Origin of the sequence: Pontixanthobacter aestiaquae, from assembly GCF_009827455.1 — a bacterium.
GTDB lineage: Bacteria > Pseudomonadota > Alphaproteobacteria > Sphingomonadales > Sphingomonadaceae > Pontixanthobacter > Pontixanthobacter aestiaquae.
Genome location: NZ_WTYZ01000001.1, coordinates 109280 through 133170, shown reverse-complemented (window position 1 = coordinate 133170; position 23891 = coordinate 109280). Strand labels below are relative to the sequence as shown.

Annotated in this window: 25 protein-coding genes; 18 read left to right on the top strand and 7 right to left on the bottom strand. The window is 57.4% G+C overall.

All coding sequences use genetic code 11. The features are described 5' to 3' along the window. Nucleotides 1–20 precede the first annotated feature (20 nt). The 3 genes from GRI35_RS00530 (at nucleotide 21) to GRI35_RS00520 (ending at nucleotide 1412) form a co-directional block, all read left to right on the top strand. On the top strand, nucleotides 21–251 hold the full coding sequence (locus GRI35_RS00530) for a hypothetical protein (protein ID WP_160612214.1): 231 nt from the start codon (nucleotides 21–23) through the stop codon (nucleotides 249–251). Nucleotides 252–359: 108 nt separating this feature from the next. Further along, on the top strand, nucleotides 360–818 hold the full coding sequence (locus GRI35_RS00525; RefSeq protein ID WP_160612213.1) for a hypothetical protein: 459 nt from the start codon (nucleotides 360–362) through the stop codon (nucleotides 816–818). A gap of 135 nt (nucleotides 819–953) precedes the next feature. After that, nucleotides 954–1412, top strand: a complete 459-nt coding sequence (locus tag GRI35_RS00520; protein ID WP_160612212.1) for a hypothetical protein — start codon at nucleotides 954–956, stop codon at nucleotides 1410–1412. Nucleotides 1413–1439: 27 nt separating this feature from the next. On the opposite strand, the gene GRI35_RS00515 is transcribed toward GRI35_RS00520, so the two are convergent. Beyond that, nucleotides 1440–2612 carry a serine hydrolase domain-containing protein gene (locus GRI35_RS00515; RefSeq protein WP_160612211.1) on the bottom strand — a complete coding sequence of 391 codons (1173 nt, stop codon included), beginning with the start codon at nucleotides 2610–2612 and terminating at the stop codon, nucleotides 1440–1442. An 81-nt stretch (nucleotides 2613–2693) separates the two neighbouring features. Here GRI35_RS00515 and gltX point away from each other — a divergent pair, with 81 nt between their 5' ends. Then, nucleotides 2694–4079 (top strand): glutamate--tRNA ligase, encoded by a 1386-nt coding sequence (gltX, locus tag GRI35_RS00510; RefSeq protein WP_160612210.1) that lies wholly within the window; start codon nucleotides 2694–2696, stop codon nucleotides 4077–4079. A 121-nt stretch (nucleotides 4080–4200) separates the two neighbouring features. Continuing rightward, nucleotides 4201–4881 carry a hypothetical protein gene (locus tag GRI35_RS00505; RefSeq protein WP_160612209.1) on the top strand — a complete coding sequence of 227 codons (681 nt, stop codon included), beginning with the start codon at nucleotides 4201–4203 and terminating at the stop codon, nucleotides 4879–4881. An 18-nt stretch (nucleotides 4882–4899) separates the two neighbouring features. Here the strand turns inward: GRI35_RS00505 and pyk are convergent, their stop codons facing one another. Then, a complete protein-coding gene (pyk, locus tag GRI35_RS00500) occupies nucleotides 4900–6369 on the bottom strand; it encodes a pyruvate kinase (RefSeq protein ID WP_160612208.1) in 1470 nt (489 codons plus the stop codon). 59 nt (nucleotides 6370–6428) lie between these two features. Between pyk and GRI35_RS00495 the strand changes: the two genes are divergently transcribed. Then, complete coding sequence (locus tag GRI35_RS00495; protein ID WP_160614665.1) at nucleotides 6429–6767, top strand: DUF1244 domain-containing protein; 339 nt, start codon at nucleotides 6429–6431, stop codon at nucleotides 6765–6767. 21 nt (nucleotides 6768–6788) lie between these two features. Here the strand turns inward: GRI35_RS00495 and GRI35_RS00490 are convergent, their stop codons facing one another. Both GRI35_RS00490 and GRI35_RS00485 read right to left on the bottom strand, forming a co-directional pair. Beyond that, on the bottom strand, nucleotides 6789–8366 hold the full coding sequence (locus tag GRI35_RS00490) for an FAD-binding protein (protein ID WP_160612207.1): 1578 nt from the start codon (nucleotides 8364–8366) through the stop codon (nucleotides 6789–6791). Nucleotides 8367–8371: 5 nt separating this feature from the next. Beyond that, nucleotides 8372–8917 (bottom strand): hypothetical protein, encoded by a 546-nt coding sequence (locus tag GRI35_RS00485; RefSeq protein ID WP_160612206.1) that lies wholly within the window; start codon nucleotides 8915–8917, stop codon nucleotides 8372–8374. A 212-nt stretch (nucleotides 8918–9129) separates the two neighbouring features. Between GRI35_RS00485 and GRI35_RS00480 the strand changes: the two genes are divergently transcribed. The 8 genes from GRI35_RS00480 to GRI35_RS00445 all read left to right on the top strand — a co-directional run bounded on the left by GRI35_RS00480 (nucleotide 9130) and on the right by GRI35_RS00445 (nucleotide 15443). Beyond that, nucleotides 9130–9366: a DUF2312 domain-containing protein gene (locus GRI35_RS00480; protein WP_160612205.1), complete on the top strand. Its 237-nt coding sequence runs from the start codon at nucleotides 9130–9132 to the stop codon at nucleotides 9364–9366. A 73-nt stretch (nucleotides 9367–9439) separates the two neighbouring features. Continuing rightward, nucleotides 9440–11755, top strand: a complete 2316-nt coding sequence (locus GRI35_RS00475) for a S41 family peptidase (RefSeq protein WP_160612204.1) — start codon at nucleotides 9440–9442, stop codon at nucleotides 11753–11755. 76 nt (nucleotides 11756–11831) lie between these two features. Beyond that, nucleotides 11832–12179 (top strand): heavy metal-binding domain-containing protein, encoded by a 348-nt coding sequence (locus GRI35_RS00470; protein WP_202390468.1) that lies wholly within the window; start codon nucleotides 11832–11834, stop codon nucleotides 12177–12179. A gap of 84 nt (nucleotides 12180–12263) precedes the next feature. After that, nucleotides 12264–13016 carry a YebC/PmpR family DNA-binding transcriptional regulator gene (locus GRI35_RS00465; RefSeq protein ID WP_160612203.1) on the top strand — a complete coding sequence of 251 codons (753 nt, stop codon included), beginning with the start codon at nucleotides 12264–12266 and terminating at the stop codon, nucleotides 13014–13016. A 26-nt stretch (nucleotides 13017–13042) separates the two neighbouring features. Further along, nucleotides 13043–13516, top strand: a complete 474-nt coding sequence (gene ruvC, locus GRI35_RS00460) for a crossover junction endodeoxyribonuclease RuvC (RefSeq protein ID WP_160612202.1) — start codon at nucleotides 13043–13045, stop codon at nucleotides 13514–13516. Between the two features lie 99 nt (nucleotides 13517–13615). After that, the gene (locus GRI35_RS00455; protein ID WP_160612201.1) at nucleotides 13616–13975 is read left to right on the top strand and encodes an ArsC family reductase; all 360 of its coding nucleotides are present in this window, start codon (nucleotides 13616–13618) and stop codon (nucleotides 13973–13975) included. A gap of 26 nt (nucleotides 13976–14001) precedes the next feature. Continuing rightward, on the top strand, nucleotides 14002–15021 hold the full coding sequence (locus GRI35_RS00450; RefSeq protein ID WP_235900081.1) for a glycerophosphodiester phosphodiesterase family protein: 1020 nt from the start codon (nucleotides 14002–14004) through the stop codon (nucleotides 15019–15021). Nucleotides 15022–15032: 11 nt separating this feature from the next. Beyond that, complete coding sequence (locus GRI35_RS00445; RefSeq protein ID WP_160612199.1) at nucleotides 15033–15443, top strand: thiol-disulfide oxidoreductase DCC family protein; 411 nt, start codon at nucleotides 15033–15035, stop codon at nucleotides 15441–15443. Between the two features lie 7 nt (nucleotides 15444–15450). Here GRI35_RS00445 and ubiG read toward each other — a convergent pair whose 3' ends face one another. Next, nucleotides 15451–16221 carry a bifunctional 2-polyprenyl-6-hydroxyphenol methylase/3-demethylubiquinol 3-O-methyltransferase UbiG gene (gene ubiG / locus GRI35_RS00440; RefSeq protein ID WP_160612198.1) on the bottom strand — a complete coding sequence of 257 codons (771 nt, stop codon included), beginning with the start codon at nucleotides 16219–16221 and terminating at the stop codon, nucleotides 15451–15453. 67 nt (nucleotides 16222–16288) lie between these two features. On the opposite strand from ubiG, the gene GRI35_RS00435 reads away from it, so the two are divergent. The 3 genes from GRI35_RS00435 (at nucleotide 16289) to purT (ending at nucleotide 20239) form a co-directional block, all read left to right on the top strand. Next, nucleotides 16289–17572, top strand: a complete 1284-nt coding sequence (locus tag GRI35_RS00435; protein WP_160614663.1) for an aspartate kinase — start codon at nucleotides 16289–16291, stop codon at nucleotides 17570–17572. 244 nt (nucleotides 17573–17816) lie between these two features. Continuing rightward, nucleotides 17817–19052, top strand: a complete 1236-nt coding sequence (locus GRI35_RS00430; protein ID WP_202390466.1) for a cation:proton antiporter — start codon at nucleotides 17817–17819, stop codon at nucleotides 19050–19052. Between the two features lie 14 nt (nucleotides 19053–19066). Continuing rightward, entirely contained in the window at nucleotides 19067–20239 is a 1173-nt protein-coding gene (gene purT / locus GRI35_RS00425; RefSeq protein WP_160612197.1) for a formate-dependent phosphoribosylglycinamide formyltransferase, read from the top strand. 15 nt (nucleotides 20240–20254) lie between these two features. On the opposite strand, the gene GRI35_RS00420 is transcribed toward purT, so the two are convergent. Further along, complete coding sequence (locus GRI35_RS00420; protein ID WP_160612196.1) at nucleotides 20255–20800, bottom strand: DUF2306 domain-containing protein; 546 nt, start codon at nucleotides 20798–20800, stop codon at nucleotides 20255–20257. A gap of 153 nt (nucleotides 20801–20953) precedes the next feature. Here GRI35_RS00420 and GRI35_RS00415 point away from each other — a divergent pair, with 153 nt between their 5' ends. Continuing rightward, nucleotides 20954–21769: a LytTR family DNA-binding domain-containing protein gene (locus GRI35_RS00415; protein ID WP_235900080.1), complete on the top strand. Its 816-nt coding sequence runs from the start codon at nucleotides 20954–20956 to the stop codon at nucleotides 21767–21769. 28 nt (nucleotides 21770–21797) lie between these two features. Here the strand turns inward: GRI35_RS00415 and GRI35_RS00410 are convergent, their stop codons facing one another. Continuing rightward, nucleotides 21798–23774 (bottom strand): MBL fold metallo-hydrolase, encoded by a 1977-nt coding sequence (locus tag GRI35_RS00410; protein ID WP_160612195.1) that lies wholly within the window; start codon nucleotides 23772–23774, stop codon nucleotides 21798–21800. Between the last annotated feature and the right edge of the window lie 117 nt (nucleotides 23775–23891).

Below are 23891 nucleotides of genomic sequence, written 5' to 3'. Positions count from 1 at the left end.
GCAAAATAGAGGGGGGTAGCATGGCTTTTCGCGCAGCAATTCTCGGTTTAACGGCATTCTCGTTGATCATACCTGTTACAGCGAGTGCGCAGGACGGTGCGCTGATTGTGGTCACGGGTTCGCGCATCGATCGTGACGATTATGACGAATATTATGACGATGACCAGTCGGCCATTGGTTTGACTCGGACTGCCGATTTCTTCGTTCGGCTGAGTATTTATCCGGCCGGGGCTTTCCATACCAATCCGTAGAAATTGAACCTGCGTGACCCCCGTCACAGCGGAGAGTGCCTGAGCGTCCCACAACGCGTGTGGATCTAGAGGGGATCCCAAGCAACACTCGTTTCAGGGAACGATGACATGAAAAAACTACTGACAATTGCCGCTGCTGTTGGAGTAATGACGCTATCGACGCAGGCGCAGGCCGGGGCCGCCGCTGTGTGTATCGAGAAAGATACCAACAGCGCAGGTAACAGTTATGACATGGAATATTTCATGCGCTGGGGCAAAAGCCCGAATGTCGATGGCTTTACGGCGCTACGCGCAGCAAAGCGTGATCATAAGCGCAATTACCCCAGCTCCACACCCTATTGCCGCCACACCGGTACTGAGAAATTCAAGGACGGTGGCTATTATGTCCTGATCAAATCTGGGCGCGAGAAGGATAGTGCCGGCGCGCATATGAACAAATGGGCGCTGGGCTTCGGCATCGACCGCACACAGGCGATTATTGACGCGAAGAAGGAAATGCGTCGTCGCGACTCGCTGTGGGTCGAGCGGACGCATGGCTACGAGATTGATGATGAAGACGAGATCTAGGCGGCCCTGACTGCCTGGATGCCCGCCGAGCCTGCGACCCGGCTCGGCGGGTTCACCGTCCACAGTTCGAGACCGCGCTTCTTGCACTTCCGAAAGTGTGCAATATAACAAACTCTTGTGAGAGGGGACGTTCATATGAAGACGCTACTAATTGCCTTGGGAACCGTTGGGGCCCTAACATTTCCGGCACAAGCTCATGCGGGCGCGGCTGCTGTTTGCATCGAGCGAGAGAAGAACAGTGGCGGGAATGGCTATGACAGCGAGTATTTCGTCCGTTGGGGCAAAAGCCCTAATGTCGATGGCGCCACTGCGTTGCGTGCGGCAAAGCGCGATCACAAAAAATCCTACCCGAATTCTATACCGTATTGCTACGATTCGGGCTCGAGCAAATATCCGGGCGGCGGACATATGGTTCTAATAAAGAGTGGCCGAATTAAGGATGGTGCAGGTGATCACTATAATCGTTGGACGCTGGGTGTCGGTACAACTCGGCAAGAAGCGATCAGCGATGCAGTTTTTCAAATGCAACAACGTGACGGCGTATGGTCTCACGGGACACATGGCTACACCATTGAAGAAGAGCACGAAATTTAGCGGCAACGGGACGATCGCGCAAAAGACCTAGGTTGGTGCCGCTTCCCTATCCGATCTTGCATCGAGCGAGGCGTAAGCCATCCGTTCCAGCGTAGCGAAGGCTTCCAACGCGCCGGGATCACCAAAGGGTGACAGCTGCGTGATGAACACGCCTGCGATACCGGCGGTTGGGTCGATCCAATAGTAGGAATTAAAGATTCCGGCCCATGCCAGGCTTCCTGTGGAGCGGCGGCCTTCGACCGGTTCCGGATTGATTAAAAAGCCAAGCCCCCAGCCGGTATGTTGATCAGGGAACGTGTCATAAGGCGGGGCCAATTCCGGCATGGATGAGGCCATATATCCGGCGCGCTTATCGCCAATTTGATTGCGCGACATGTCCGTAATTGCCCGCTCAGAAATAATGCGTTGCCCGTCCAATTCCCCGCCGCGCAGCACCATCCGCAGGAAGCGCGCATAATCGGGTGCGGTGGAGGATAATCCGCCGCCACCGCTTTGCACTTCTCCAGCGCCGAGACTGACGGGTACGATTGCAAATTCTCCGCCGGGAACCCGCATATGCACTTTCGCGGCATCGTCGGGTAGCACCGCGCGAAAAGCGGTGTCCATCATGCCCAGCGGGGCAAAGATATTGGTCTGCAGATAATCACCGAGCCGCATTCCCGTTACCGCTTCAATAGCCATCCCGACCCAATCGGTCGCGACACCATATTCCCATTTCTCCCCTGGATCGAACAGCAGCGGCATCTGGAAATTCGCTTTGGAGCCCGGCGCAGGCATTCCAACATTCCGGAAATATTCCAAAATTTCACTTTGCACGAAGTGATACCCGAAGCCCGCGGTGTGAGTCAGCAACTGGCGCAAAGTGATCACGCCTTTGGCGGGTCGTAATTGCGGCGTGCCGCCCTCAGCAAAGCCGGTCAGCACTAGGGGGTCGGCGAGATCGGGCAAAATCCCGCCAACCGGATCATCCAAGGTCAATTTGCCTTGCTCGACCAATTGCATGGCGGCGAGCGAAACGATGGCCTTGGTCATCGAGGCTATCTGGCAAATCGTATCGAGCGCCATCGGCTTACCTGCGACCGCATCACGCATGCCCCATGCACCGCTGAAGCGGATGCCATCCTTGTCGACTACCATGGCGGAGGCACCGGGCAGTCCGGCTGTTTCGATCGCCTTGGCGAGTGCTGTCTCTGTGCTCATCGGGCCGACGCTAGCCCCACAGCGTTGGATTGGGAAGTATGTTGCTTGTCGCCGCTTCGCGCACAGGCTAACCGCGTCCGCATGACAACAATTACACGTTTTGCCCCTTCGCCTACGGGCCGCCTGCATGTCGGCAATATCCGCACTGCGCTGCATAATTGGATGCTTGCGGAGAAAGCCAAGCAAGATGGCGGTTCCGGGAAGTTCATGCTGCGCATCGACGACACCGATCCCGAGCGCAGCAAAGAGAAATATGTCGAGGCAATCCGTGCCGATCTGGCGTGGTTGGGCATCCATCCCGATGGCGAGGAACGGCAGTCCGAGCGACTTGAGCATTATGAAAAAGCTTTCGATGCGCTGGTGGAGGCTGGCCGTCTCTATCGCTGTTACGAAACCGCGCAGGAACTCGATCTGAAACGCAAGGTCCAGCTCGGACGCGGAAAGCCGCCGATTTATGATCGCGCTGGCCTGACGCTGACCGATGAAGACCATGCGGCGAAAGAAGCCGAAGGCATTAGCCCGCATTGGCGCTTCAAGCTGGATCACGAAGAGGTGATTGATTGGGCCGACGGCGTTCGCGGCCCGCAGAAATTCGATCCCGCAATGCTATCCGATCCTGTGGTTCGGCGCGAAGATGGGTCATGGCTCTACATGCTCCCCAGCGCGGTCGATGATATCGAGATGGGAATTACCGATGTTCTGCGCGGCGAGGATCATGTGTCCAACACTGCCGTTCAAATCCAGATGTTCCGTGCTCTGAAAGCGGCCGATATCGGCGATAGCGACTGTCCGGTCGAAAGCGCATCGCCGCATTTCGCGCATGAGGCATTGCTGGTTGGCAAAGAAGGCAAGCTGTCCAAGCGTCTTGGCTCGCTGGGCTGCGACGCGTTTCGTGAGCGCGACATTGAGCCTCAGGCGATCATTGCACTGCTCGCTCGCTTGGGTACCTCGCAGCCGGTCGAGCCGATTGCCGATATCAATGTGCTGCTCGAAACATTCGCGCTCGAAACATTCAGCCGGGCACCCGCAAAATTCGATGATGCCGACCTTGATCGGATCAATACCGCGCTGGTCCATCAGATGGAGTATGCAGATGTGAAGGACCGCCTGCCCGAAGGTATGGGCGAGGAAGCATGGCATGCCGTGCGTCCCAATCTGGAAACCGTCAGCGGCGCGCATGATTATTGGAAAATCGTCACCGGCCCGATCGAGCTGCCAGAATTCTCCGACGAGGATCGCGAGTACCTGAAGCAAGCAGCAGCAAATTTGACTTGGGGCGACAATCCATGGGGCGCTTTGACCGGAGCATTGAAAAACGCAACGGGCCGCAAGGGTAAGGCTTTGTTCCTGCCGCTGCGTCAGGCGCTGACGGGCCAAAACTTTGGTCCCGATATGGGCGATCTGCTGCCAGTGCTGGGTGAAGACGTTGCGCGCCGCCGTTTGGAACGGGCTTCGGGGATGGAGTAAGTACTAATACCACCAGCTGCGCCGTTCAGCCCACATATGGCGGGCTGAAGATGTTTGTCGCTTGCGCCTGTCTCTATTTATTATAATATTTGGAACGCAAATTTTCTTGGCGAGATACTTCATGAGTAAAATACTAGGTGCGGCACTAGCGTTTGGGCTTCTGGTATCAATCGATCCCGCGCAAGCGCAGGATATATCCAATGAAGCCAGAGGTTCGCTTGCGACGGCAAACCTCGCTTCGAAGAGTAGCTCAACATGGCAATATTGGCGCCCGGCGTTTCGCGGTACTACAACTGTTCTGGCTGCCTTCGATACCAAATACGACATTGCTTTGCGCCCAACCTATGTGAGCGGGACTCATGCGAAAGGTGCGAAGATCTATCTAGGAATGGATCGCAATGGCGCTCTTGTCGGAGGTATGACCCCTTTTGGAGCAGATGGCTGTTCGGCTGAGGCCATAGACCGGAAAATAACTCTCTCGGTCTATTTCGGACAGACGCAGAAGCCGGTCAGGCTAGGTTCGTTAGAACGGCTGCGATATACGCCTGCGGGCGGTGCGGCGCAGACCCTGTGCTACTATCCGTTTCGCTTCGAATCAGCAGATATGGATCGCAGTTTTAAGGGCCTGAGTGATAAAGACACTATGCGGTTTGTCGTGAGAGTCGATGACAAGGTCAATCACACGGTTTGGACTGGTGCGCCTTATTCGCCGCAAGAAACCGGCCGCGGAAAAGTTATCCAATCGTTGACCTACAGACAATATAAGGCGCTACGCGGAACGCTGAGCCTGTTGCCCAGCTAGCCCCGCCTTAGCCCCGCTTCACTGGCTATATTTCTCGAGCTCATCACCCGCCAACGTCACAATATGCAGCAAATTCGTGCTGCCTGGTGTGCCGAAGGGAACGCCTGCGAGCGCGATCAGCTTGCTGCCAGCCACACCGAAGCGGTGGCGCAGCGCCATGCGCTTGCCCTTTGCGATCATCTCTTCGAAGCTGCCTATGTCCCGCGTCATCACCGCGTGGGCACCCCACAAAAGGGCTAGGCGGCGGGCGGTTTGCAAGCGCGGTGTCAGTACCAGCATCGGCACCGAGGGGCGTTCGCGGGCCACGCGGCGCGCGGTGCTACCCGACCCGGTGAAGACGGTAATCGCAGCGATAGGCACCGTGTCGGCGATGGTCATACAGCTATGTGCCAAGGCGTCGGCGGTGGTCCGGTCAGGCGGCGTATCCAGGAAACGAACCCGGTCGAGATAGGCTTCGTCCCGCTCCACCTGTGCACTGATCCGGTCCATGATCGTAACGGCTTCCTCGGGCCATTCGCCCGCCGCAGTTTCTGCGCTAAGCATTACGGCATCGGCGCCGTCATACACTGCGTTCGCCACGTCAGAGACTTCTGCGCGGGTCGGGGCGGGGCTTTCAATCATGCTTTCGAGCATTTGCGTTGCTACGATCACCGGCTTGCCCGCGATACGCGTTTTGTTGACGATCTTCTTCTGCAGCGGCGGCACTTCTTCGGGATTTAGCTCGACTCCCAAATCACCGCGCGCGACCATGATTCCGTCGGACATCTCGATTATCTCGTCGAGACGGCGCACCGCCATCGGCTTTTCGATCTTGGCACACAGCGCGCCATGACCACCCATCAGCTTGCGCGCCTCGGCCAGATCTTCGGGCCGCTGAACAAAACTGAGGCCGATCCAGTCGGCATTCTGTTCGACAGCGAATGCGAGGTCTTTGCGGTCTTTGGCAGTCAGCGCTGGAATGGGAATTTCCGCATCCGGGACATTCACCCCCTTGCGATCCGAAATTACTCCACCAACAACAGCAGAGCACAGGATCTCGTTTTCATCTGCGCGGATGACTTTGAGTTGGATCTTTCCGTCATTGATCAGCAGCCGCTGACCTTTCTCCATCAGGCCGAATAGCTCGGGGTGCGGCAGTTCAACACGCGTTTCGTCGCCCGGTTCAGGATTACGGTCGAGTGTGAAATGGCCCGAGTGGCGGATAACGGCCTTGCCATCCTTGAACTTGCCGACGCGCAGTTTCGGGCCCTGCAAATCACAGAAGATCGCGATCGGGCGGTTCAAATCTTTCTCAATCGCGCGGATGGCCGCGATGGTTTCCGCATGGGTCGCATGTTCGCCATGGCTCATATTGACGCGAAACGCATCGGCCCCGGCGCGGATCAGTTTGAGCAACATTTCGGGATCGCGGCTGGCGGGGCCCACCGTTGCGAGAATTTTGACCTTACGTCCGCGAGGGTCGAGATAGGGTATTTGGCGCTTTTCCATGCGCAAAGCCTATGGCAGAGCCGCGTTGCAACGCAATGACGAAACGAAAAGGATCGGTGATGGATACGAATGCGCTCAAGTCTTCTGGCGGCGAGAACGATGCGGCCTTGGACGAATTGCCCGATGCCGTGGCGGCGCAGGCATTCCGGCGGCTGGTGCGCCATTTGCAACACCGTCATGATGCGCAGAACATCGACCTAATGGGCCTGTCCGGCTTTTGCCGGAACTGCCTGGCCGACTGGATCCGCGACGCGGGTTTCGAGGGCGACAAGGCTGCCGCGCGCGAGTTGATCCACGGGATGCCGCAGGATGAGTGGAAGGCAACCCGTCAAACGCCCGCGACCGATGAACAGCTTAAGCGGATGCAGGAAAGCGTAGCTAAGAACGGGGCCGATTAAGTAAGGTGGCGGGGTAGTGTGTCACTCAGCCAGGCCGCATTCGCGCAGATAGTCATTGTCGAACATTTTCCGGTCGGCCGAATTGGGGAGCAGCTCTCGCCGTGCCGCCAGCCATTTATCGACCGCATTGTCTCCATAGGCCGCTCGCACGCGTTCCGGCGTGTAGCCGTGCGTCTTGCCCCAGTGCTGGGTGAACGGGATGTTCGCGGCTTCCATTGCAGCCGGGATGGCATCGAAGAAATCGGTGGAATCGTCATTGTGAACGCCGTCGATACTGACCACGAATGTGGCATCCCAGCGGTTGAACGCCAGCAGTGCCGATGATTTTTTGACGTAGCGGCACCCGAAAACCAGCGGGACCGGCCCGATATCGCGGTTAAGTTGCAGTAGTATTTCGATGGTGTCGTCCGCGCGATCTAGCGGGACAGCTACAGTCCCACTCGCGACTTTTGTGCGGAGCGATTTATAGCCAAAGGTCTCGCCCCAACTGCGCTTCTGACGGCCCAGATTGAACATCTGGCTAGCGACTAGGTTGGAGAACATGGGGACCAGCGGCTGAAACAGATCAAGCGCTCGGCCCGCGACGGTGATGAAGTCATATCCCGGCCCGAAGCTGTTTTCCTCGATCGTGTAGTCAGGGACGTGGTCGTCTTTCCAGGGCTCTTCATACATTTGTGTCACCAATATCTCTGGTGGCGAGGTGTTGGGATTGATGATCGGCTGGAAGAAATAGGGTTTGCCCGAGCGCCCGGCCGGATCGAGCGAGGTGTCCGACGCGAAATCGAGCTGGCTCACACGATCACGCATGGTTCCCTGATACGTGAGCGGATTGCCATTGCGGTCTTTGTCATAATTATGCGCATCGACCAGAAAGCGCGGTCGCGCCTCGATCACGACATTGTGGATCACGCCAAACGCACCAAGCCCGACCACCACTGCGTTGAACAAATCATTATCGCGGATCAGCGTTGCGCCGAACGCGGTGGCTACCGACTCTTTAACTACTGGGTAACTGGCGCGTTCCAGCCAGAACTGTGCGGTATCGCCCGCCAGCAGATGAATGCTCACGATCTGGTCGTGCATCGCCCCGAAATCGAGCACCGAGCCATGCGTGCCTGCGGACGTCGCTCCGACAATGGTCTGACCATTCGCCGCGCCGGTTGTTTTGAACGAAAGACGCTGCGTAGAATTCTCCAGCCAGCGGTTCAGCTCTGAAACATAGTTCCCGCATTGGACCAAGCACAGTCCGCGCTTGTCGGTCAGGTCCCCGCGATATTCGGGAACGACTTGCGTGTGATGAATGCGCTTCTTGCCGGTTAGCGCCGCGGTGTTGAGCATGATCCCGTCGGTCAGCGGCGCTTCGGACAATGACCAACCACGGCCAATTGCTTTATACGGAATCTGACGGACCTTGGCGCTGGCGATAGAGCGCTGAATCTGGCGCGTGCAGCGGTTGATCATCTCGGCGCCGTAGTCTTGACCGTCGGGAGGCGGGAGCACGGCATCCATGCCGGCGATCTGGCCGGAAACGGTTTCGTGCCAGTTTTCCCAAGTCGTGTTGACCGCGCCGGGTTTCAGCATTGTCTCGTCATCTGACATCGCGCTTATCCTCTGGCTGATGCAGGTTCGGTCAAGAACCAACTGGTGGTAACATCGCTGCAGGTAAAGCTGACCAGCATGGTAGGGTCCTCCGGAGTGCCTGTTGCGGTACAATCATATTCAACCGTCTCATCGCCACCTGTGCCTGGCTTGGTGCAAGTGATCTGGACCGGCGTATTCGTATCGCCGGTCCCATCGATAGTGGTGCACGACACAAGCGGCTGTGAAGTGTCAGGCTTGGCGCATTCGAACTTGATTGTCGCCTGATTGACGATGCCAAGAGTGAGCACGCTGACCAAGCCTTGCCCCAGGCTGCGGTCTACCTCGACGCGGGTCATTGGTTCGGTTCCGCATTTGTCTTTGACGACCCGCCCGCTGGCGGCATTGGTATTGAAGCCGGAGCGGCCCGCGACAGATGTTTGCTTGGAGGTGCAGTTGCCATCCGGACACCAACCATCCTGATAGCCAGAAACGGCCAAATGATTTGAGCAAGAGGACAATGCCGGTAGTGATGTCACGGCCAGAATAGCCAGTATCGCCCTGAAATTCATTTCTTCCTCCTGAGTCGCGATATTAAAACTATTCGACCGGACCGATGTATACTTATTTTACGGCGTAAATGAGACTGGCAGAAGTTGGTCGGGCGAAGGCGCCAAAAGGTTCAATCGTATTCTGATGAAATTTGCGCTGCGTGGCTTCACCGCTGCTCATCCGAAGGCTATCAGCAGCGCCAACTGATTCTCATTCCATTGGAGCTTTGATTATGGCTGATGCCACCGACGACCGTCTGCGCCTTCTGATCGAGCGTATCGAACGCCTCGAAGAAGAGAAGAAAGGCATCGCTGACGATATTCGTGATGTCTATGCCGAGGCAAAAGCCGTCGGTTACGATCCCAAAATCATGCGCCAGGTTGTTCGCTTGCGCAAAATGGACGCCAATGACCGCAACGAGATGGAAATGGTTCTCGACACTTATAAGAACGCGCTCGGTCTCGACTAGGATGCAGTCTTAGCGCGTTCATCTTCCATCCAGCTACTATGCCGATACATGGCATGCGGACGAGAGGGGATGTATGCGTAAGTCACTGATTTTTGTAACGCTGTTGTTTGCGCCCGCTACTGGCGTAGCGCAGGATGAGGCAGCTTCTATCGAACTGGACAACCCTGGTTTCGAACAAGCCGAGCCAGGTTCTGCACTGACCGGCTGGGGCGGCAATATGCTACCCGCTGACGGGGACGTAGCGGGCTACAAAGCCGTTATCGATACGGCTGATCCGGCGGCTGGCTCGGCCAGCGTGCGGATCGAATCGCAAGGCGTGATTGATGCGGGTAAGTTTGGGACGATTACCCGGGCGCTGGATGTAACAGCACTGCGCGGACGAAAGATCAGACTGACCGGCATGGCTCGGGTTGATTCGCCCGCCCCAAAACATGCCGGCTTCTGGCTGCGCGTTGACCGCCCTGGAGGCCAGAGTGGTTTCTTCGACAATATGGGCGATCGGCCGATCACTTCGGGGGCATGGCAAAGCTATAGCATTGAAGGCGATGTGGCCGCCGATGCGAACCAGATAGTGTTTGGCTTCTTGGTGCAGGGCCAGGGAAAAGCTTGGGTCGATGACTTTGCCGTCGAGGATATAGGCCCGATGGATCTGCCCCACTTCGAAGGCGTCGGGACGCCGGTCGGGCCTACACGCGATGGGTCTGTTGAAGGGGATGTCGCTGCTGCGCCTGTAACCGATCGCGGTGTTACCAATTTGCAGGCTTTGGCCAGAGTCTATGGATTGGTGCGTTGGTTCCATCCTAGTGATCAAGCTGCGGAAGCCGATTGGGGTCGTTTTCTGATTGGGGCAATCCCGAGAGTCGAAGGCGCAGAAACCTCAACCGAGCTTGCTACGACTCTCGCTGAACTGTTCCAACCCGTTGCCCCTGCGGTGCGTATCAATGAAATAGGCGACGCGTTTACGGTCCCTTTATATGCAAGCACCCGCCATCTGCAGTGGACGTATCACGGCTTCCCTTCCCCGCTGAGCAGAGCCTACAGTTCTGAACGTATGGAAGTTCCTGCTGCCAAGACGCCTTCTGAAATTGCAGAAAATATTACTGAGAAAATCGCAATTTTCCTGCCGCTTAGTGTGCCCATCGACGATTCCGGAAGTACTATACCTAAACGCGACACACCGGCTGTCGAAAGCGGTAAGCCCGAGGGATGGTTACCCGCAGGCCATGACCGCACTACCCGCATCGCAGGAATTGTATCGGCATGGGCGATGTTCGATCACTTCTATCCTTATTGGGATGTCGTCGATACTGATTGGGATGCGATCTTTGCGCCGATGCTGCAAGATGCAGCTTTGGCATCCGATGACATTGCGTACCGTGATGTTCTGCTGCGGTTGGTAGAAGGTCTTCATGATGGTCATGGCGGCGTCAATTATCGCGATGAAGGCCGTGCGCTGCTCCCGCTTGATTGGGAATGGATCGAGAATGAGCTGGTCATTACCGCACCCCCGGCCGGTGCCCCCGATGCATCCGGCTATCGGCCTGGAATGGTGGTAAAGGCAATCGACGGCGTGCCGGTTCAGGATGCAATTGCCGCCAAGAAGGCGCGTATTTCCGGCAGTGACCAATGGAAGACCGAGCTGGCACTGTCTCGGCTGCGATATTCGCATGAAGTTGGTCAGCGCCTGCTACTGATCGAAGATGCGGATGGTGCGCAAAGCGAGATTACCCTTCCGTTGAGTCCCATGAGCCGCGACGAGCGGGTTCGGGAACCGAAACCCGACGTTGTGAGCGAGTTGGAACCGGGCATTGTCTATGTCGATATTGATCGCCTCACTGATACCCGTTTTTCGGATGGGAAGGCTCAGATTGAATCTGCGAAGGGCCTGGTGTTCGATCTTCGCGGATATCCGAAGGGGCGATACGCATATCTTTCGCATATGACCGATTCTCCAATCCGTTCGGCTGAAATGAATATCCCGTCACAGACATTGCCCCATGCGCAGTTTGACAGCTGGCAGGAAGGTGGCTGGCGGATCACGCCGGCCTTGCCCCGCTATACCGACAAAGTCGTCTTCATCACCGATGGCGGCGCCATCAGTTGGTCTGAATCCATCCTTGGCACGGTGAAGGCCAATGGGCTTGGCACGATAATCGGCGTGCCGACAGCCGGAGCCAATGGCAATGTCACAACCTTCCGCATACCGGGCGGATACCAACTCCGCTGGACCGGGATGCAGGTTAAAAATCGCGACGGGACCCAGCATCATATTCTGGGGGTCCAACCTGATATCCGGGTTGAGCGGACGCTTGCAGGCGTGCGCGAGCGGCGTGATGAGCTGCTTGATGCTGCGCTTGCCGAAGTGAAGCGGCAGATGGCGGAAGACTGAAGTCCGGTAACAATTGAACGGCTTGGTGCATTATGATAGCAATACACCAACGCTCAATCATAATTGGAGAAACACCATGGCAGGCCCTTGGAAGGACGCGCGCGGCATCACCGTTTCGACCACACCGACGCTGGAAGGGCAACCGATCCAGCAATATCTCGGCATCGTGACCGGCGAAGTAATCGTCGGTGCTAATGTTGTGCGCGATATGTTTGCCAATATTCGAGACATCGTGGGTGGCCGCTCCGGTTCGTACGAACGTATCCTGAGCGATGCACGCAAGCAGGCGATCGAAGAATTGCAGGCCGAATGCGGTTCGATCGGGGGCAACGCCGTGGTTGGTGTGGATCTGGATTACGAAGTGATCGGCGGCACAGGATCGATGCTGATGGTCAGCGCCAGCGGAACGGCAGTGAAGGTCTGAATTGCGGCTAAGGTGAGGGGTGACGGGCGGCAATCGCTCGGCTAAGTCACCCGTCGATTCACAGCACATAACCGACGGATTACCATGGCAGGCCATTCCAAATTCAAGAACATCATGCACCGCAAGGGTGCGCAGGATAAGAAGCGGTCCAACCTCTTCTCCAAGCTCAGCCGCGAGATCACCGTTGCGGCGAAAATGGGTACGCCCGATCCGGATATGAACCCGCGTCTGCGGCTGGCGGTCAACACCGCCAAGGGCCAGTCGATGCCCAAGGACAATATCCAGCGCGCGATTGATAAGGCTAGCGCGGGTGATGACGAGAATTACGAAGAAGTCCGCTATGAAGGCTACGGCCCCGGCGGCAGTGCGATTATCGTTGAAACGCTGACCGACAACCGCAATCGCACCGCGACCGCTGTGCGTACAGCCTTTGCCAAAAATGGCGGCAATCTGGGCACGGCTGGCTCGGTTGCGCACGGCTTCGAGCGGCTGGGTTATATCGAATATTCGTCCGAAGTGGGCGGCGAAGACAAAGTCCTCGAAGCGGCGATGGAGGCGGGTGCAGAAGATATTTCTTCCAGCGATGACGGCCATGAAATCTGGACTGGCGCAGAAGATCTGCACGAAGTCGCCGGAAGCCTGGAGAAAGCGCTAGGCGAACCCAAAGAGGTCAAGCTGGCATGGAAGCCTAACCTGACCGTCGATTTGGACGAAAAAGACGCGGGCGTTCTGCTCAAGCTGATCGACACGCTGGATGATGACGATGACGTCCAGACAGTCTGGGGGAACTATGAAATCTCAGACGAGGTCATGGAGAAGTTGGACTCAGACGCCTGATATCGGGCTGTGAACCAACTTTCTAGATGATTATCCTCGGCCTTGATCCTTCGCTCAGCTGTACCGGTTGGGGCGTGATCCGGTCGGAGGGTTCGCGCATTACGCATGTGGCCAATGGCCAGATCAAAACAGATGCCAAAGCGCCAATGGCCGAGCGGTTGGCGGCCTTGCAATCGGGCCTGGCCGGAGTGATTGCGAAGTACCAGCCCGAACGCGCGGCGGCGGAGGAAGTCTTCGTCAATAAGAACCCGCAATCTACCTTGAAACTGGCGCAAGCACGAGGTGCTGTGTTGGCGGCGTGCGGTGCAGTTGGGCTCGCAGTACACGAGCATGCTGCGCGTAAGGTCAAAAAGGCGGTAGTCGGAACCGGAGCGGCGGATAAGAACCAGGTTCAGGCGATGCTGAAGGTGTTGCTACCCGGAGCTAACGTCGCCGGGGCCGATGCGGCAGATGCTTTGGCAGTGGCGATTGCCGATGTGCATTTGGCACCGCGTACCTAGCTCGTCATTGCGAGCGGAGCGAAGCAATCCAGAGTATTTCGCGCTAGCTCTGGATTGCCGCGGCGACTATGTCGCCTCGCAATGACGAAGGAGAGACCAGTGACTATCGAAATGTACGGCATTCCCAATTGCGACACGGTCAAGAAGGCGCGCAAATGGCTGGATGCGAACGGTGTCGAATTCACTTTCCATAACTACAAGAAAGAGGGTGCGGATTCGGACAAGCTGACAGAATGGGTCGAAGCTAAGGGCTGGGAAGCGCTGCTTAACAAGCGCGGCACAACATTCCGCAAGCTGGACGATTCAGACAAGGCCAACATCGACGCTGCAAAGGCTGTCACACTGATGACGCAGAACCCGAGCATGATTAAACGGCCGGTGGTCGAACATGCCAAAGATGGTGAACCCGGCCTTCTGGTTGGCTTTGAGGAAGACGAATGGTCCGCAGCTTTTTCCTAGGTGCTTTGACGCTGATAGGTGCCGCAATGACAACGCCCGCTTTTGCTCAAGACGTAGACAATGATTTGCTGATCATTGCGCATCGCGGTGCGAGCGGTGAGCGCCCCGAACATACTCTGGCCGCTTACGAGCGCGCAATTGATCAGGGTGCGGATTATGTCGAACCCGATCTGGTGGTGTCTAAGGACGGCGTGCTGATCTCTCGCCATGAGAACGAGATTTCGGGCACTACCGATGTTGAAAGCCGCGATGAATTCGCCGACCGCCGCCGGAGCAAGACTATTGACGGGCAGCTGATCGCGGGATGGTTCGCCGAAGACTTCACTCTGGCAGAATTGCGGACACTGCGCGCCAAAGAGCGCCTGCCCCATATCCGCCCGGAGAACTCCCGGTTTGACGGGCTGTATCAAGTGCCGACATTTGAAGAGATCGTCGCGCTGGTGAAAGCCAAAGAGGCGGAGCTGGGCAAACGCATCGGTCTCTATCCCGAGCTCAAGCATCCCAATTTCCTGCTGCAGGATGAAGGGATCGACAGCGTCGATCTGCTGGTGCGGGCGCTCAAGAAAGCAGGTTACACCAAGGCCAGCGATCCCATCTTTATCCAGTGTTTTGAAGTTGGTCCGCTCCAGCGTCTCGACCAACTCACCGATGTCCGCCTGGTGCAATTGATCCACCCTGAGCATGAAAGCCCGGCGGATGAGCCAAGTATGCGCTATGTGGAGATGGCAACGCCGACTGGCCTCGCCGAGATCGCCAGATATGCTGACGGCGTTGGCCCGCATTTCAGCTTTGTTCTGAACGATGATGGCAGCGCAAAGCCGTTTGTGGCGGATGCGCATGCGTTGGACTTGAAAGTACATCCCTGGACCTTGCGGCGGGAGAATACCTTCATGCCATCGGCGCTTCGTACCAATGATAATCCGCGCGGTGTCGGTGCTTTGCCGATCCTGATGGGTTTGCTGGTTGCCGCCGATGTCGACGGTATTTTTACCGATCACCCGGGCGCTGCGGTGATACTCCGCGAAAGCGGTAGTTACGAGCCATAGGCCGCGGTACTATGCACCCATCTGCTAATGATCATCCGATCATCGTATTCGATGGAATGTGTGTGCTGTGCTCTGCCAATGCCCAGTTCGTTCTGAAATTTGATCGTAAGGGCGTGTTCAGGCTCGCCGCGATGCAAAGCGAAATTGGCGCCGATCTGATGCGGCAAGCGGGGGTTGATCCCGCAGATCCAGACAGTTTCATCATCGTCGAACAGGACCGCGTGCTCCGCGACAGTGATGCTGTTATTTCGATGTGGAGGCGTCTCGGCTGGCCGTGGAAGATTATGGGCGTTGCCGGTGTAGTCCCTCGCGCAATTCGCGACCCGCTATACCGGCTGATCGCGCGCAATCGCTATAGGATTTTCGGCAAGCGCGACACGTGCTGGATGCCAACGCCCGAACAAGCCGAACGCATTCTCTGACCAGTTCTCAGGCAGCAGTCGCAGTCACGATGTAATTGAGACCCAGTTCGCCCGACAAATGCAGGCCCTTGCTAGGGCCGAATGCGATGCCGGTCGGTTCACCCATCTTCAGGCCAACGTTTTCGAGCAAATCGGACAATTCTTCAGGGGTGATGAAATCATCCCAATGATGCGTGCCTTTGGGGATCATACCCAAAGCCTCGGCGCCTTCGACCAACAATATCCGCGATGCGGCGGTGCGATTGGGAGTGGACAGGATCATCAATCCACCCGGCGCGAGTTTCGCCGTAAGGTTGCCCAGAAATGCCTGTTTGTCGGCGACATGCTCGATCACCTCAAGGCATGTGACCAGATCGAACTGCCCAATATTCTGCTGTCCGATCTCCCCTGCGATATAGCGGATATCGAGACCTGATCCTTCAGCGTGAAGTGCCGCCGCTTGCGCATTTTCCGGCGCGGCATCGACGCCGGTGACCGCTGCGCCCATTCGCGCGAGCGGTTCGCACAGCAATCCCGCGCCGCAACCGACATCCAGTGCGGTCTTACCCGCCAGCGGTTTCACACTCTGCACATCGCCGCCCCAATGCATATCGATCGCTTCACGCACATAGCGCAGGCGCACCGGATTGAGCCTGTGCAGCATCGCGGAGGAGCCCTTCGGGTCCCACCAATCCTTAGCCAAAATGCCGAAATGCGCCGCTTCCTCTGGCCGGATAGTTGCGCCAAAATTTGAGCTGGCCGAAGAAGATGTTTCGCTGCTTGGTGTTGCATCACTCATGCAGCCTTCGTAACAGCGCCGGAAAGCGCGCACCAGTGTGCGTATGGAATTTTGGGAGGCATCGCGCTTGGCACGCATTGTGATGAAATTCGGCGGCACATCGATGGCCGGGACCGAGCGCATTCGCCGCGTCGCAAATATCGTGCGCCGTCAACAAGCTGCTGGACATGAGGTTGCGGTGGTCGTCTCGGCGATGGCGGGCGAGACCGACCGTCTGATCAATTTCTGCCGCGAAGCCAATGCGATTTACGATCCCGCCGAATATGATGTTGTGGTGGCGAGCGGGGAGCAGGTCACATCGGGACTGCTCGCTCTGACATTGCAATCATTGGGGTGCAAAGCGCGCAGCTGGCTTGGCTGGCAAATGCCGATGAAAACGGTCGAGGGTCATTCCAAAGCGCGCGTCGAAACGATTGATGCGCCGGAGATGATTGCTTCGCTTGAACGCGGCGAAATCGCGGTCATTCCGGGATTCCAGGGTGTGTCGGGCGAAGGCCGCATCGCGACGCTGGGGCGCGGCGGTTCGGATACGTCAGCCGTAGCAGTGGCTGCCGCCATCGGCGCGGACCGCTGCGATATCTACACCGATGTCGACGGAGTCTACACCACTGACCCGCGCATTGTCGCGAAGGCTCGCAAACAGAAAGCCGTCACGTATGAGGAAATGCTGGAGTTGGCCTCGGTCGGAGCGAAAGTGCTCCAGACGCGCTCCGTCGGGCTCGCGATGAAAGAGGGCGTGCGCGTACAAGTGCTCTCCAGCTTTATCGATGATGACTCTACCCCAGCCGATGAGTTTCCTGGCACATTGATCGTCTCTGAAGAGGAGATGGAACAGATTTTGAAGGACAGTGATATGGAACGCCAACACGTCACCGGCATCGCGCATGACAAGAATGAAGCGAAAATCATTCTGACCCGCGTGCCCGATAAGCCCGGGGCAGTGGCGCATATTTTTGCGCCGCTGGCTGCCGCGTCGATCAATGTCGATATGATCATTCAGAACGTCGGCCGCGATAAGGGTGAGACGGATGTGACTTTCACCGTGCCGCAAGCCGATCTGGCGCGCGCGCAGGCTTTGCTGGAGGACAAACGCAGCGAAATCGGCTTCAACCGGATCATTACGGACGACCATATCGCCAAGATTAGCGTCGTCGGTGTCGGTATGAAAAGTCACGCTGGTGTCGCCAGCACTATGTTCAGCGCACTGGCGGATCGCGGGATCAACATCCAGGCAATCACGACGTCCGAAATCAAAGTCAGCGTGATTATCGACGAGGATGAGACCGAGCTGGCGGTTCGGGTGCTGCACACGGCTTACGGATTGGACGCGAGCGACGAGCCGGTCGCATGAGGCCGAAGCCAGGATCGTTCAAGTTTGATTGCGACATCTGTGGTTCGAAATACTCAATGGGCCCGTCGGTTTACGAAGGCCACAAGATCACAGGTTTTGACATTTTCGTCTGTCATCCCTGCAATTCAATGAATCACGATGGTTGGAATTCCATCTACGAACCAAAATTGTTTCAGATATTGCAGGCCAGTGGAAAGGCTGAACCGAAACGTCTCGCGAACGGCTTGCTTCCCCGTGAATTTTAGTGATTAGCGAGACCGCAGCTCTCGGCCTGACTTTGCTGACGGTGCTGTGCTTTGCGGCATTGTCGCGGCGGCTGGCAATGTCGGTTGTGACGATGCCGATTGTATTCACGGCACTCGGTTATGGCGGCTTTCTGGCCGGAGCAGAGCTGTTTCCCAAAGATGCCGAGTTCGAGATTCTGCATCTTCTGGCTGAAATAACACTTGTGCTGGTGCTGTTTTCCGATGCCTCGCAAGTGCGGTTTCATCATTTGCGAATGAGCGGCGGTATTCCGGCGCGGATGCTGCTGATTGCGATGCCGTTGTCGATTGTGCTCGGCACGCTGGTCGCCCATTGGGTGTCTCCCGATCAGCCATGGGCGCTTGCGCTGTTGGTTGCCGCAATTCTAACGCCGACTGATGCCGCGCTGGGTCAGGCGGTCGTGAGCGACGCGAGCGTTCCGGGTGAATTGCGCGAGGGGATTGCCGTGGAAAGCGGCCTCAATGACGGTTTGGCGCTGCCGGTGGTAATCATCGCCGCTTTGGCCGCTGCAGAGGCAAGCGGCGTTATGGCTGATGGCCCGGATAATCTTATTGCATTCGGCATGGCGCAGATAACGCTCGGGCCGCTTGCTGGCGCGGCGGTCGGCGCACTCGCAGCGCTGGTGATGGACCTTGCAGTTCGCCGCAAATGGGTGACCGAATCCTACCGCGGCATCTATTTTCTGAGCACAGCGTTCCTGTGTTTCATCGCTGCCGAATTGATCGGCGGGAACGGCCTGATCGCAGCCTTTGTTGGCGGGCTGACATTCGGCAATATGCGCAAATCGGCGAGCAAATTTGTGTCCGAATTTATGGAGAGCGAAGGGCAATTGCTGACGATGGCGACTTTCCTGATTTTCGGAATGGTCCTCGCGCCTGCAGGTCTTGATCATGCAAGTTGGAAAACGGTGGTTCTGGCGATAGCATTTCTTACTGCGGTGCGCATCGTACCTGTAGTTCTATCGCTAACCGGCACCAAATTGCGCTGGCGGGACAAGCTATTCCTCGGCTGGTTCGGCCCGCGCGGTCTCGCTTCGATATTGTTTGCGCTTCTGGTTGCCGAGGGGTTCGATATTCCCGGCATGGATGAAGTAATCGCATGTATGGTCCTGACCGTACTGATCAGTATTGTTCTGCACGGTGCCAGCGCGTTCCCGATTGTGCGTGCCTTTTCCAAGGATACGAGTGATGATAGCGAGATGGCGGCGTCCCGTTAGTGAGAGAGTTCCCAATGACATTCACCGCAAAAATCCTTCTCCTCGGCTCGGGCGAGCTCGGCCGTGAATTTGTGATCTCGGCGAAGCGGCTCGGGGCGTATGTTGTCGCGTGCGATGCCTACGACAACGCGCCTGCGATGCAGGTAGCGGATGCGCGCGAGGTGTTCTCGATGCTTGATGGCGAGAAGCTGCGCGCTGCCATCGAGACGCATCAGCCCGATTATGTCGTGCCTGAGGTCGAGGCAATCCGCACGGAAGTGCTGGCCGAAATGGAGGCGAAAGGCGTCAATATCGTGCCGTCAGCCCGCGCAACCCAGCTGACCATGAACCGTGATGCGATCCGTGATGTGGCGGCGGATGAGTTGGGCCTCAGGACATCCGTTTATTCCTATGCGAAGAATTTGGAAGAAGTGCGGGCTGGCGCAATGAAAACTGGCTTTCCCTGCATCATCAAACCGGTGATGTCTTCTTCGGGGAAGGGACAGAGTACCGTTCGCTCCGATGACGAACTGGAAGGGGCTTGGGATTATGCCGTCGCCAATATGCGCGGCGACCGGCAGCGGGTGATTGTCGAGCAATTTGTTGATTTCGATTATGAGATTACCCTTCTGACGGTACGCCACAAAGCCAAAGAGGGGGATGGTGTTTCATTCTGTCCGCCCATTGGCCACCGCCAAGAACGCGGCGACTATCAGGAAAGCTGGCAGCCGGCGCTGATGTCCGATGACGCTATTGCCGCGGCGCAGGATATGGCACGCAAAGTCGTGAATGATCTTGGTGGCTACGGTCTGTTCGGGGTCGAGTTCTTCGTGAAGGGTGACGAGGTTATTTTCTCAGAACTTAGCCCGCGTCCGCATGATACCGGCATGGTCACATCCGTCTCGCAGAATTTGAGCGAGTTCGATTTGCACGCCCGTGCGATCATGGGGTTGAGCATCCCTGAAATGATCCGTGCGCGCCCGTCAGCTTCGGCGGTGATTTTGGCGGATCAGGATAGTGAGAAACTAACCTATTCAGGTCTTGCTGCGGCAATGGCAGAGGGCGCGGATATCCGCATCTTCGGCAAGCCCACTTCGCGGCCCTACCGTCGGATGGGCGTGGCGCTTGCCTGTGCAGGCTCGACAGACGAAGCCCGCCGCATCGCCAAGGATGCAGCGGGTAAAGTGCGGATCAGCTACGGCGAATAAATCGCGCACGCTGGCTCACCAGAACAGCCACACATTCATAAGACGGCCCGGGAGAGAGAAAGCAACGATGCCGGGAATGGTCAGCGCGCCGAGATAGAGGCTCATAATCTCCTTCTTGTGGCCCACCATATCGCCGCTGCGTGCGGTCTTGATGACTTTGTAGGATGCCCAGAAGGTCATCGGAATGAAAATATGGATAAAGCTGAAGCTGCCGCCGCTTTGGATGAAGATAGCAGACCCAGCGGTGGTCAGCATCAGGCCGATCCAGAGCTTGCCCAATTGCTTATGCCGCTTGCCGCCTTTCGGCGCGAGCAGCAGATAAGCACCCAGCGGAATCGCAGGTAGGACGGTTGTGACGTGCAGGGCAATCGCCAGCTCGCGGATGTTCGGGTGTGACGGCGCGAAGCCAAGCGCGCCGCGCGTCAGGGCAATCAGTGTCAGGCTGGTCAGCGTGATGCCAACCAAGGCTATCACAATACGGGTCCGGGAACCGACGTCGAACCCGGCTGGTCCTTGGGGCTGCGTGATGAAGTTGGTTAGTGAAAGCGTTGCGGTTGGCATGTGATGCTCCTGTTGTGTTGAGAACCATCATGCCGCGTGCCCATTCGCCGGCAATCGTATCTGCGCAAATTGGCGGCATCCTTCGTGAAAGTGGCGAATTTCCTAGGGATTGCCACTTTACGAAGCGCGAATGGACGCTAGGATTCAGGGCATATGAGTGAAATGGTCTCTCCAGACAACCAGAAGCGCAATAGTCTGACGCGCAAGATTGTCGTTGATCTGACGATTATGACCGTAATCGGCATCGCCTTGGCGTTTATTGGCCCGTTCGGCAGTTTTGAACAGCCACTGGCCTATCGCTTGGTCGCATGGCTCGGTTTCGCCTATCTTGGATATGCGATTTACAGCCCGATGAGTTTTGTCGTCGAGAAGCTTGGCAGCTCGCTCGATTTGCCGCGGCCCGGCTTGTGGGTAGCAGCCGTCTTGTTTGCCACCATCCCGATGGCGGTGGCCGTCTGGTCAATTGGTTTCCTGCCGGGGCCCATACGCATGCCCACGCTCGAACAGGCGCTGACAATCTATATGTATGTGTTGGTTGTCGGTGGCGGAGTGACCGCACTGTTCTATGCGCTGGAGAGTCGGCAAGTAACGCCCGAAGCGCCTGCCGTCGCGCGGGTTGATGATGATCCCCGTCAGGAACCCCCGCAACCCGATCCGCCGATCCGCTTCCTTGAACGGTTGCCGCCCAATCTCGGCACCAATCTCATCGCGCTGGAAATGGAAGACCACTATGTCCGTGCACACACGGATATGGGGTCCGATCTGATCCTGCTGCGAATGCGCGATGCGGTGGCCGAGCTGGATGGCATGGATGGTGCGCAAGTGCATCGCAGCTGGTGGGTGGCCCGCAGCGCGGTCGAGGGGGCGCGGCGCGAGGGGCGCAATGTCCGGCTGCAACTCAGCAGCGGTCTGGAAGCACCGGTTTCGCGTGGCGCTGCGCCTGATCTCAAAGAGCAGGGCTGGTTCTAGCAATCTGTTCCGGGTGGGTTACTTGTCCTTAGCCGCCCCCAAAGCCAGCCTTGAATGCATGGATCGTCCAGCGCTCCCCATTGTCGCGTTTTGAGGCGCACATGATCCATTCCCCGTCGGTGCGGACGTTGACCAGTCCGTAGACGTTCTGTTCCATGATCCGCAATCCGCGCAGGCTGCGCCGGTCATAATTGCGTCCGACAACCCCCTTCGGACGCGATCCATAAAGGCGGCTGCGCGTGAAGTTCCGCATTTCACCCTCTTCGGCGGCTTCGAGGGCTTGCTTGCGCGCCGTAACCGTCTCTTGCCTGAACTCCTTGATAGTGTCCGGATTGGCCATATCCTCCAGCCGCTTCCAGTCGCGGTCGGTGAAGAATTCGCTGTCCGAAAACTCAACGACCGGTTTGGCCAGAATCGTGAAGTCTTGCCGATCATCGCCGACATTACTCAGCTCGATCCGGTTGACTTCGGACAGCATCACGCTGCGTTCGATCTCGGTCATATAGATCAGCGGAGTGACGACCTTGTCCTGGCTCGGGGTCAGTTCGACCCGGCCCGATATTGCACTGGCGGCCACCACTTCGGGTCGCGGATGGGCATGGCCCTCATTATCGCCCGATGAAATGACCGTTGCGGCGGCATTGATCGCTTGCAGGAATTTATAGGAAATGTCGTCGCTGCCATGGTGACAGGCTTTGGCGACATCGCATTTCCAGCCTGAAAGATCGCCGCCGAATGCCTCGGTTAGCCAATGCATACTGGCGGTGTTGAGATCGCCGGTCATCAGAATGCGCGCGGCTCCATAATCCAGCCGCAGGCAGACGCTGTGTCCGTTGGTGTTGATGCTCTTCTTGTTCGCCGTCGGGGTCAGATCGGGCAGCACCGGAGTGCCGCCATCATCAAGCGTCGCGGGACCAAGCACGCGGATCGTGCAATCGCCTGCCTGCGCCAGCACCGGCGCATTGCCTTGCTCGGCCTCACTCTTGGGCAGCGCTATCAACTCAAATTCTGTCGCTGCATCATTCGTGAGTACGCGTGAGATGAAGCTCCGCCATGGGCCGCTGAGTTTGAGGCCGTCCGCGCCGGTGCCGTCGACAAGCGCTTGGGCATCGGAGCGGTCACCCAGCAATCGGGTGAACACTGATGTGCCGCCGAGCATACCTTTGGGGCCTAGCCCCTCCTTCTCGACTGCTGCTGGAAAGCGGGACAGGCCCGGATGCCCGAAAGTACCGATAGCGACTTCGAGCGTGTCGAGCTCTTCGCGCGCGGCGCGGTCTTTTTCGACCAGATCTTTCAGCCCGCCATAATGGTCCTCGTCGGAATGCGATGCGATCATCCAGTCGAGATCGATCCGCCAGTCGCCATAGTCCCGGAAGAACTTCCAATCGACGAAATCAGCGGCGTTCTTGCCGGTCTGCTGCTTGCTGCGCGGCAGTCCGCCATCGATCAGCATATGCGATCCGTCGGGATAGCGAACCAGCACGCCATCGCCCTGTCCGACATCGATAAAGTAGCATTCGAGCAAGGCTTTGTGCGTGAGCTTGTCGGCCGAGATGGTCCCGATCAAGCCGCGCGCCCGCGCTCTGGCGGTTCCACCCGCGCGGTCGAGGATCTGCACCATATCGCCCCACAGCAGATCGGCATCGTCTTTGTCGCCCGCCCGTTTGAGTGTGGCGCTCAGTGTTTTGGGATCGGTTACTTCTAGCGGGCGGTCGACATAGGCGATTTCGACCAGATGACGCGTATCGACAAAGCCGGTCGTACCGTCGAACTCGACTTCGGTGAACGGATCGCGGGTGATCGGCGCGGACATTGTGACCTTGGTTCCCCAGGGCAATTCGGCGAGCACGGGAGCACCGCCGGCTGGGCTGGCTTTTAGCGGTGTCGTAAAGTCACGCCGGAACCGGGCCTGCGCCCTTTTGGCTTCGCGGTATCCACTATTCCGCTTGGCTGCGAAATACATATTGGCATCGCCATCGAAATATCTGATCCGCCCTTCAATCATGACTGCCTCCTCGGGGCACGAATACTGCACCGCTAGTATCCGGCTGTACTCAATGACTACATGATTAGACTGGAAAGACAAAACCTCCCCGTGACATTCGTCACGAGGAGGTTCTTG

Excerpts from the sequence above, each read along its gene's own strand:
- GRI35_RS00530 (WP_160612214.1), top strand. The coding sequence starts at position 21 with ATGGCTTTTCGCGCAGCAATTCTCGGTTTAACGGCATTCTCGTTGATC.
- GRI35_RS00525 (WP_160612213.1), top strand. The coding sequence starts at position 360 with ATGAAAAAACTACTGACAATTGCCGCTGCTGTTGGAGTAATGACGCTA.
- GRI35_RS00520 (WP_160612212.1), top strand. The coding sequence starts at position 954 with ATGAAGACGCTACTAATTGCCTTGGGAACCGTTGGGGCCCTAACATTT.
- GRI35_RS00515 (WP_160612211.1), bottom strand. The coding sequence starts at position 2,612 with ATGAGCACAGAGACAGCACTCGCCAAGGCGATCGAAACAGCCGGACTG.
- gltX (WP_160612210.1), top strand. The coding sequence starts at position 2,694 with ATGACAACAATTACACGTTTTGCCCCTTCGCCTACGGGCCGCCTGCAT.
- GRI35_RS00505 (WP_160612209.1), top strand. The coding sequence starts at position 4,201 with ATGAGTAAAATACTAGGTGCGGCACTAGCGTTTGGGCTTCTGGTATCA.
- pyk (WP_160612208.1), bottom strand. The coding sequence starts at position 6,369 with ATGGAAAAGCGCCAAATACCCTATCTCGACCCTCGCGGACGTAAGGTC.
- GRI35_RS00495 (WP_160614665.1), top strand. The coding sequence starts at position 6,429 with ATGGATACGAATGCGCTCAAGTCTTCTGGCGGCGAGAACGATGCGGCC.
- GRI35_RS00490 (WP_160612207.1), bottom strand. The coding sequence starts at position 8,366 with ATGTCAGATGACGAGACAATGCTGAAACCCGGCGCGGTCAACACGACT.
- GRI35_RS00485 (WP_160612206.1), bottom strand. The coding sequence starts at position 8,917 with ATGAATTTCAGGGCGATACTGGCTATTCTGGCCGTGACATCACTACCG.
- GRI35_RS00480 (WP_160612205.1), top strand. The coding sequence starts at position 9,130 with ATGGCTGATGCCACCGACGACCGTCTGCGCCTTCTGATCGAGCGTATC.
- GRI35_RS00475 (WP_160612204.1), top strand. The coding sequence starts at position 9,440 with ATGCGTAAGTCACTGATTTTTGTAACGCTGTTGTTTGCGCCCGCTACT.
- GRI35_RS00470 (WP_202390468.1), top strand. The coding sequence starts at position 11,832 with ATGGCAGGCCCTTGGAAGGACGCGCGCGGCATCACCGTTTCGACCACA.
- GRI35_RS00465 (WP_160612203.1), top strand. The coding sequence starts at position 12,264 with ATGGCAGGCCATTCCAAATTCAAGAACATCATGCACCGCAAGGGTGCG.
- ruvC (WP_160612202.1), top strand. The coding sequence starts at position 13,043 with ATGATTATCCTCGGCCTTGATCCTTCGCTCAGCTGTACCGGTTGGGGC.
- GRI35_RS00450 (WP_235900081.1), top strand. The coding sequence starts at position 14,002 with ATGACAACGCCCGCTTTTGCTCAAGACGTAGACAATGATTTGCTGATC.
- GRI35_RS00445 (WP_160612199.1), top strand. The coding sequence starts at position 15,033 with ATGCACCCATCTGCTAATGATCATCCGATCATCGTATTCGATGGAATG.
- ubiG (WP_160612198.1), bottom strand. The coding sequence starts at position 16,221 with ATGAGTGATGCAACACCAAGCAGCGAAACATCTTCTTCGGCCAGCTCA.
- purT (WP_160612197.1), top strand. The coding sequence starts at position 19,067 with ATGACATTCACCGCAAAAATCCTTCTCCTCGGCTCGGGCGAGCTCGGC.
- GRI35_RS00420 (WP_160612196.1), bottom strand. The coding sequence starts at position 20,800 with ATGCCAACCGCAACGCTTTCACTAACCAACTTCATCACGCAGCCCCAA.
- GRI35_RS00415 (WP_235900080.1), top strand. The coding sequence starts at position 20,954 with ATGAGTGAAATGGTCTCTCCAGACAACCAGAAGCGCAATAGTCTGACG.
- GRI35_RS00410 (WP_160612195.1), bottom strand. The coding sequence starts at position 23,774 with ATGATTGAAGGGCGGATCAGATATTTCGATGGCGATGCCAATATGTAT.